At 75.8% G+C, this 281-nt stretch carries 1 protein-coding gene; it reads left to right on the top strand.

Annotated elements, in window-relative coordinates; all coding sequences use genetic code 11:
* A partial coding sequence (locus MSZK_RS32935; protein WP_233211254.1) for a glycerate kinase occupies positions 1–281 on the top strand: 281 nt, incomplete at both ends.

Raw genomic sequence — 281 nt, 5'->3', positions numbered from 1 at the left:
GCGGCGGCGTCGGCCAGCTGGTCGAGGCGGCGCTGGCCGCCGGCGCGGACACCATCGTCGTCGGTCTGGGCGGCAGCTGCTGCACCGATGGCGGGCGCGGGCTGATCGAGGCGCTCGGCGGGCCGGCCCAGGCCACAGACAAGCTGGCCGGTGTCGCCCTGATCGCGGCCAGCGACGTCGAACACCCGCTGCTGGGCCCGATGGGTGCAGCCCGCGTCTTCGGCCCTCAGAAGGGTGCCGACCCGGCGACCGTGGAGCTCCTCGAACGGCGGATGACGGCG

The organism is Mycobacterium sp. shizuoka-1 (genome assembly GCF_002723835.1).
In the GTDB taxonomy this organism is placed as follows: Bacteria; Actinomycetota; Actinomycetes; order Mycobacteriales; family Mycobacteriaceae; genus Mycobacterium.
This window is presented reverse-complemented; position numbering and strand designations above follow the sequence as displayed.